Source organism: Actinoplanes sp. NPDC051633 (assembly GCF_040681735.1).
GTDB lineage: Bacteria > Actinomycetota > Actinomycetes > Mycobacteriales > Micromonosporaceae > Actinoplanes.
The window spans coordinates 1-7,360 of the sequence record NZ_JBFAZH010000302.1 but is presented as its reverse complement, the minus strand read 5'-3'; the positions used below and the strand labels follow the sequence as shown (position 1 = coordinate 7,360).

Below are 7,360 nucleotides of genomic sequence, written 5' to 3'. Positions count from 1 at the left end.
ACTTGATGTGATTGTCCGGGTGGGCCAGCGCCATGCGGCGTACCAGGTTGAGCTCGGTGCCGACCGCCCAGGAGGAACCGGCCGGAGCGGCCTCCAAGGCCTTGATGATGTATTCGGTCGAGCCGACGAAGTCGGCCGCCCGGACCACGTCGTGCCGGCACTCCGGGTGCACCAGGACATTGACGCCGGGTACGCGTTCGCGCACGTCACGCACGCTGTCGATGGTGAAGCGCCCGTGCACCGAGCAGTGCCCGCGCCACAGGATCATCCGGGCGTCCCGCAGCTGCTGGTCGGTCAGCCCGCCGTTCGGCTTGTGCGGGTCGTAGAGCACGCAGTCGTCCAGCGTGAGGCCCATCTCGAGCACCGCCGTGTTGCGCCCGAGGTGCTGGTCGGGCAGGAAGAACACCTTCGACCCGCGCTCGTACGCCCAGCTCAGGGCCCGCGGTGCGTTCGACGACGTGCACACCACGCCGCCGTTGCGCCCGACGAAGCCCTTGATGTCGGCGGAGGAGTTCATGTACGTCACGGGGACCACGTCACCCGCGATGCCCAGGGCCTGGAACTGCTCCCAGGCGGTCTCCACCTGGCCCAGCACCGCCATGTCGGCCATCGAGCAGCCGGCCGCCAGGTCCGGGAGAACGACGCGCTGCTCAGGCCCGGTGAGGATGTCGGCGCTCTCGGCCATGAAGTGCACGCCGCAGAAGACGATGAACTCGGCGTCCGGCCGCGCCGCCGCCTCCCGGGCCAGCTTGAACGAGTCGCCGGTGACGTCGGCGAACTGGATGACCTCGTCGCGCTGGTAGTGGTGACCCAGCACGAAGACGCGATCGCCCAGCGCGGCCTTGGCCGCCGTGGCGCGCTCGACCAGATCGGGGTCGCTGGGCGCGGGCAGGTCACCGGGGCAGTCGACGCCGCGCTCGCTGGCCGGGTCGGTGCCCCGCCCGAGCAGCAGCAGGGCGGTGGCGGTGTTGGAGGGTTCGGCCCAGGTAGACGTCACGCGGGCAATGGTTCCACAGCGTTGCCCGCGCGCTCAGTGGCGTTGGCCACTGCCCTCAATAGCGGCGGCGTCCCTGGAGGCGGGAGAGCAGCCGGCGGGCACGTGCCTGGTTCTCGGGCTTGGCCATCTGCCGACGGCCCTGATCGACGATCCGCTGCCCCTGCGGGCTGCGGAGGAATCGCTGGAGTCGCTGCATCAAGGTCATGGGTCCACCGTGCCATTCGTAGCTGTGCGGTGCCTGTACGGTCACTGCGTGCGCGTATTGATATGCCCCGACAAGTTCGCCGGCACACTTACCGCGCCGGCCGCCGCGCAGGCGCTGAGCGAGGGTTGGCACGAGATCGCACCCGGGGACGAGACCGTGCTGCGACCGCTCGCCGACGGCGGCCCGGGCTTCGTCGACGTGCTCGCCACCGTTATCGACGGCCGCCGCGTCCCGGTGTCGACGGTCGACCCGCTCGGCCGCCCGGTCGACGGCGAGGTCCTCGTCAGCGGCGGCACCGCATACGTGGAGAGCGCGCAGGCCTGCGGTCTGCACCTGCTGACCGAGGCCGAGCGTGACCCGAACCGGACCACCTCCTACGGCCTCGGCCTGCTGATCGCCGCGGCCGCCGAGGCCGGCGCGCGGGAGGTGATCGTCGGGCTGGGCGGCTCGGCCACCAACGACGGCGGCGCGGGCATGCTCGCCGCGCTCGGCGCCGGCCCGGTCGACGTGTCCGGGTACGCGCTGCCCTACGGCGGCGGCCCGCTGATCACCGCGGACAAACTGGCTGGTACGCCCCAGTTGCGCCCGATCAGCCTGATCGCGGCCACCGATGTCGACAACCCGCTGACCGGCCTGCACGGCGCGAGCAACGTCTTCGGGCCGCAGAAGGGCGCCTCCCGCGAGGACGTCCTGCGGCTGGACGCCGCGCTGGAGCACTTCGCGGGCGTACTCGAGAAGGCCTTTGACCTCGAAGGGTTGGCCACGGCGCCCGGGGGAGGGGCGGCCGGCGGGCTCGGCGCCGCGTTGATCGCACTGGGCGGACGGGTGGTTTCCGGTGTGGCCCTGATCACCGAGGCCATCGGGCTGGACGCCGAGCTGGACCGGGCCGACCTGGTGATCACCGGCGAGGGATCCTTCGACCACCAGAGCCTGCGCGGCAAGGTGGCGGCCGGCGTGGCGAACGGCGCCCGCGATCGCGGCCTGCCCTGCGTGGTGGTGGCCGGCCGCGTGGAGACGGGCTATCGCGAAGCGGCCGCGCAGGGCGTGACGGAGACACACTCGCTGGTCGACCACTTCGGCTCGACCGAGAAGGCGCTGGCCGAGCCGCGGCAGGGATTGCGGGAGATCGCGGCCCGCCTGGCGGGACAATGGAGCAGGTGATCCCGATCTCCCGGATTGGGAATCATCGGGAACAGGGTTAGCGTTGGCCATTAACGGCAGAACCGCCGTCCGCAGCCCCGCCACCGCCGTCGGCAGGACTGAAGGCTCAAATATGGGAGATCCGCAGTGACCACTGAAGCGCACACCGAGTCGACCGAGGCCACCACGGCCGCCGCGCCGACCGGCGTCATCCTGACCGACGTTGCCGCTGTCAAGGTCAAGGCCCTTATCGAGCAGGAAGGGCGCGACGACCTCCGCCTGCGCATCGCCGTGCAGCCCGGTGGCTGCTCAGGGCTGCGCTACCAGCTCTTCTTCGACGAGCGGTCGCTCGACGGTGACATCGTGGCCGACTTCGGCGGTGTCGAGGTCGTCGTCGACCGGATGAGCTCGCCGTACCTCGCCGGCGCCACGATCGACTTCGCCGACCGCATCGACGCGCAGGGCTTCACCATCGACAACCCCAACGCGCAGAACTCCTGCGCGTGCGGTGACTCTTTCCACTGAGTTTCCTTTCGCTGCCAGGCCGTCCTCCGGAGCCCGGAGGGCGGCCTGTGGTGTCTCACCGGTCCCGGTAGGCTCACCGGGTAACCCCCCGTTCACGACACCGAGGGCCGACATGAAGATCGCCGTTACCGGTTCGATCGCCACCGACCACCTGATGCACTTCCCCGGCAGGTTCGCCGAGTCCCTGATCGCCGACCAGCTGCACAAGGTGTCGCTGTCGTTCCTCGTCGACGACCTCGTGGTGCGCCGCGGCGGGGTCGCCCCCAACATCGCCTTCGGGATGGGCCTGCTGGGCCTGTCGCCGATCCTGGTGGGCGCGGTCGGCGCCGACTTCGCCGACTACCGGTCGTGGCTCGAACGGCACGGCGTGGACTGCGGCTCGGTGCACGTCAGCGAGGTCGCGCACACCGCCCGCTTCGTGTGCACCACCGACGACGACCTCAACCAGATCGCGTCGTTCTACGCGGGCGCGATGTCCGAGGCCCGCAACATCGAGCTCGCCCCGGTGGCCCTCCGCTCCGGCGGCCTCGACCTCGTGCTGGTCAGCGCGAACGACCCGGCGGCGATGATCCGCCACTCGCAGGAGTGCCGCGCCCGCGGCTTCGCCTTCGCCGCCGACCCGTCACAGCAGCTCGCCCGCATGGAGGGCAGCGACGTCATGACGCTGATCCAGGGCGCCGACTATCTGCTGACCAACGACTACGAACGCTCGATGCTGGAGACCAAGGCCGGCCTGACCAGCGACCAGGTGCTCGACCAGGTCAAGATCCGGGTCACCACGCTGGGCAAGGATGGCGTGGAGATCACCGGCCACGGCATCGACCGGATCCACGTGCCGGTGGCCCGCGACGTGATCCCGGCCGACCCGACCGGCGTCGGCGACGGCTTCCGGGCCGGCTTCTTCGCCGGCATCAGCTGGGGGCTGAGCCTCGAGCGGTCCGCGCAGGTGGGCTCGCTGGTGGCGGCGCTGGTGCTGGAGACGGTCGGGCCGCAGGAGTACGAGGTGAAGGCCGAGGACTTCGCCAAGCGGATCGCCGACTCGTACGGCACCGAGGCGGCCGCCGAGATCCGGCCGTACCTTCCGGCGTGACCGGACCATGAGCGGCGTCCTCGCCGTCTTCGCGGGCCTGCCCGGCGTCGGTAAGAGCACGCTCGCCGAGCAGGTCGCGGTCGCCCTGCCCGCGACGGTGCTGTCGGTCGACACGGTCGACTACAACCTGACCGGCCACGGGGTGGTCCTGGAGGTCCTCACCGCGCACGACGTCGTGGCGGCGCTCGCCGAGGATCAGCTGCGCATCGGGCACAGCGTGATCATCGACGCGGTGAACCAGACGCGGCAGATCCGGCAGCTGTGGGTCGACCTGGCCGAGCGGATGGACGTGCCGCTGCGGGTGGTCGAGGTGGTGTGCGGTGACGACGCCGAGCACCGCCGCCGGGTGGAGGCCCGCTTCGCCAAGCGCGACCACGACGGCATCCCCGACTGGGTGCGGGTCCTGGAACGGCAGGCGGAGTACGAGCCCTATCTGGGCCCGCGGCTGGTGGTGGACACGTTCCTGGCCAAGGAGCCGGTGCCGCCGGTGCTCGACTACCTGACCTTCCGGACGTCGTAGGCGTCCGGTCCGGCGCTCCCGACGAACTCCTGCTCCTGGAGCCGGCACCACGCCGGGATGTCGTTGGCCGCGGCGGGATCGTCGGCGAGCACGCGGAAGACCTGCCCGACCTCACCCGCCCGCACCGCCTTGGCGAGCGCGATCACCGGCAGTGGGCATCGCTTGCCCAGGCAGTCGATCTCGATCACATCCCCGCCTCCGCCCTGATCCGCCGCACCAGCCCCGGCAGCACCGCCAGGAAGCGCTCCACGTCAGCTTGACCGGTTCCGCGATGCAGGGAAACCCGCACGTTGCCGTGACTGAGCACGCCCATCGCCTCGAGCACGTGACTCGGCCGCAGCGTCGACGCGGTGCAGGACGAGCCCGACGACACCGCGAAACCCTCCCGGTCCAGGGCGTGCAGCAGCGCCTCGCCGTCCACGTAGAGGCAGGAGAACGTCACCAGGTGGGGAAGCCGATCGACCGGATCGCCGACCACCTCGACGTCCGGCACGGTCCGAGCCACCTGCTCGCGGATGCGGTCCACCAGCGCGGACAGGCGGACCGCCTCGGTCGCCGCCTCGTCCGCGGCGGCCCGCAGAGAAGCCGCGGCCGAGACGATGGCCGGGAGATCTGCCGCGCCGAGGGCCCGCGGTCGATAAAGATCATCACCGGGGTACGGCGAACGCCACCGCACTCCCTTGCGCACCACCAGCAACCCCACCCCGGGCGGGCCGCCCCACTTGTGCGCGCTGGCCGTCAACAGCCCCCAGCCCGGCGGCACCGGCATGCGCCCGACGGTCTGCGCCGCGTCGACCAGCAGCGGCACCCCGGCCTCCGCGCACAGCTCGGCCGCCGCGGCCACCGGCTGCACCGTGCCCACCTCGTGACTCGCGCCGATCAGGGCCGCCAGGGCGACGCCCGGCGCCTTCACCCGCGTGGCCCAGGCGTCGAGGTCCAGCCGGCCGAGACGGTCCACCCCCACCTCGGCGGCGTCGCCGTGCGCCGCGGCGCAGTGCAGGACCGCGGAGTGCTCGATCGCGGAGTGCACCAGCGTGCCGCCCCGCGACGAGCGACCGGCCAGGCCGCCCAGGACGCCGGCGTGCAGGGCGGCCGTGCCCGAGGGCCAGAAGGACAGCTCGTCCGGGCGTACCCCGAGAACCTCAGCGGTCGCGGCCTGCGCCGCCTCCAGCAGCCGGCGTGCCCTCCGCCCGCTCGCGTAGAGCCGGTCGGGGTCCGCCCAGCCGTCATCCAGGGCGGCATGGAGCGCCTCGCGTGCCACAGGATGCATCGGGGCTGCGGTAGCGGCATCCAGATAGGTCGGCGCGTCTCGATCGGCCGTGTAATCCACCTGGGAAACGGTATCGTCCGGTTGTCTGGGGTATGCATCGGGCGCTCGAAGATCGGACCCCCGAAACCGGACGGTAGGGCCAGGTCGAGTAGTGTGCGACCGTCGGTAACCCCGTGGGAGGCAGGAGCACGTGGGCGTGAAGAAAACGGCCGCGCTCGGCGCCGTGGCAGTGGGACTTCTGGTCCTGTTGTCGGGATGTTCACTGGAGGATGTCGGCAGCGCCTTCGGCCACTTCGGATGGCCGGGCCCAGGCATCTCCACCGAAGCGCACAGGATGTACGACCTGTGGATCGCCTCGGTGATCGCCGCCCTGCTGGTCGGATTCTTCGTGTGGGGCCTGATCTTCTGGTGCGTGATCCGGTATCGCAAGCGCGGCGACGAGCTGCCCGTGCAGACCCGGTTCAACATGCCGATGGAGGTCCTTTACACGGTCACGCCGATCCTGATCGTGTTGGTGCTCTTCTACTACACCGCCATCGTGCAGACCCACGTGGACAAGCTGTCCCGCAACCCCGACCAGGTGGTCGAGGTCGTCGCGTTCAAGTGGAACTGGCAGTTCAACTACCGCAGCGGCCCCGGTGAGGAAGCGCAGACCGTGACGTCGGTGCTCGGCACCGACCAGGTGATCCCGCTGCTGGTCCTGCCGGTCGGGCAGACGATCCGGTTCGAGGAGACCAGCCGCGACGTGATCCACTCGTTCTGGGTCCCCGAGCTGCTGTTCAAGCGCGACGTGTTCCCGGGCAGCATCCGGAACAAGTTCGACGTCAACCTCGACAAGGAGGGCCGCTACGTCGGCCGCTGCGCCGAGCTGTGCGGGACGTACCACGCGTTCATGCAGTTCGAGCTGGTGGTGGTGTCGCCGGAGCGGTTCAACCAGTTCATCGAGGCCAAACGCGGCGGCGCCGACACGGCCGCGGCGATGGAGGCGATCGGCTTCACCGGCGACCAGCGCTACGCCGTGACCACCCAGCCGCTCGAGACCCGCCGGCACACGCAGAGCTGGAACCAGTCCAACGAGCCCGCGACCGCGGCCGGAAAGTAGGGCTCAGCCGTGAAGACCGAATACAAGATTTTCGCGGGCGTCGCTGTTTTCCTCTTCGCAGTGGCGATCGTCTACGGCTTCTGGACCAAGGGCGCCTCGGGCGGCATGGAGTGGATCGGCGTGGTGGCGCTGATCCTCTCCGGGCTTCTCTGCTCGATGTGCGGCGGCTTCTTCTGGTTCGTCTCGCGGCGCATCGACCTGCGGCCCGAGGACCGTGAGGACGCCGAGATCGTCGAGGGCGCCGGCGAGATCGGCTTCTTCAGCCCGGGCAGCTACTGGCCTTTCGGGCTGGCGCTGTCGGCGACGATCGCCGGTCTCGGCCTGGTCTTCTGGATGTGGTGGCTGATCGCGCTCGGCCTGATCCTGGTGATCTTCGCCGCCAGCAGCATGATCTTCGAGTACTACACCGGAACGCGGCACACGGCGGAGCACTGAGCTTGCTGGTCGTCGCTCCGCTCCTCCGGCATTTCGCCTTGTGACCGGTGACTTGCGGCCGAAAAAGTCCCTCGGC

Annotated in this window: 10 protein-coding genes; 6 read left to right on the top strand and 4 right to left on the bottom strand. The window is 70.4% G+C overall.

Annotated features, from left to right (window positions below):
• Together nadA and AB0M20_RS18445 are read right to left on the bottom strand one after the other, a co-directional pair.
• The coding region (gene nadA / locus AB0M20_RS18450; RefSeq protein WP_364299594.1) for a quinolinate synthase NadA at window positions 1–997 on the bottom strand (997 nt) is incomplete at its 3' end.
• Between the two features lie 55 nt (window positions 998–1,052).
• Complete coding sequence (locus AB0M20_RS18445) at window positions 1,053–1,202, bottom strand: hypothetical protein (protein WP_364299592.1); 150 nt, start codon at window positions 1,200–1,202, stop codon at window positions 1,053–1,055.
• A gap of 48 nt (window positions 1,203–1,250) precedes the next feature.
• Here AB0M20_RS18445 and AB0M20_RS18440 point away from each other — a divergent pair, with 48 nt between their 5' ends.
• From AB0M20_RS18440 to AB0M20_RS18425, 4 genes are all read left to right on the top strand, one after another.
• Entirely contained in the window at window positions 1,251–2,363 is a 1,113-nt protein-coding gene (locus AB0M20_RS18440) for a glycerate kinase (protein ID WP_364299590.1), read from the top strand.
• Between the two features lie 126 nt (window positions 2,364–2,489).
• Window positions 2,490–2,867: an iron-sulfur cluster insertion protein ErpA gene (erpA, locus tag AB0M20_RS18435; protein WP_364299588.1), complete on the top strand. Its 378-nt coding sequence runs from the start codon at window positions 2,490–2,492 to the stop codon at window positions 2,865–2,867.
• A gap of 112 nt (window positions 2,868–2,979) precedes the next feature.
• Window positions 2,980–3,957 carry a carbohydrate kinase family protein gene (locus tag AB0M20_RS18430; RefSeq protein ID WP_364299586.1) on the top strand — a complete coding sequence of 326 codons (978 nt, stop codon included), beginning with the start codon at window positions 2,980–2,982 and terminating at the stop codon, window positions 3,955–3,957.
• A gap of 7 nt (window positions 3,958–3,964) precedes the next feature.
• On the top strand, window positions 3,965–4,477 hold the full coding sequence (locus tag AB0M20_RS18425) for an ATP-binding protein (protein WP_364299584.1): 513 nt from the start codon (window positions 3,965–3,967) through the stop codon (window positions 4,475–4,477).
• Here the strand turns inward: AB0M20_RS18425 and AB0M20_RS18420 are convergent.
• Together AB0M20_RS18420 and AB0M20_RS18415 are read right to left on the bottom strand one after the other, a co-directional pair.
• Window positions 4,453–4,665 carry a sulfurtransferase TusA family protein gene (locus tag AB0M20_RS18420; RefSeq protein ID WP_364299582.1) on the bottom strand — a complete coding sequence of 71 codons (213 nt, stop codon included), beginning with the start codon at window positions 4,663–4,665 and terminating at the stop codon, window positions 4,453–4,455. The genes AB0M20_RS18425 and AB0M20_RS18420 overlap by 25 nt on opposite strands.
• A complete protein-coding gene (locus AB0M20_RS18415) occupies window positions 4,662–5,807 on the bottom strand; it encodes an aminotransferase class V-fold PLP-dependent enzyme (protein ID WP_364299580.1) in 1,146 nt (381 codons plus the stop codon). Before AB0M20_RS18415 ends, AB0M20_RS18420 begins: the two co-directional genes overlap by 4 nt.
• A 136-nt stretch (window positions 5,808–5,943) precedes the next feature.
• On the opposite strand from AB0M20_RS18415, the gene coxB reads away from it, so the two are divergent.
• A complete protein-coding gene (gene coxB, locus AB0M20_RS18410; RefSeq protein ID WP_364299578.1) occupies window positions 5,944–6,849 on the top strand; it encodes a cytochrome c oxidase subunit II in 906 nt (301 codons plus the stop codon).
• A gap of 9 nt (window positions 6,850–6,858) precedes the next feature.
• Entirely contained in the window at window positions 6,859–7,284 is a 426-nt protein-coding gene (locus AB0M20_RS18405) for a cytochrome c oxidase subunit 4 (protein WP_364299576.1), read from the top strand.
• Window positions 7,285–7,360 lie beyond the last annotated feature (76 nt).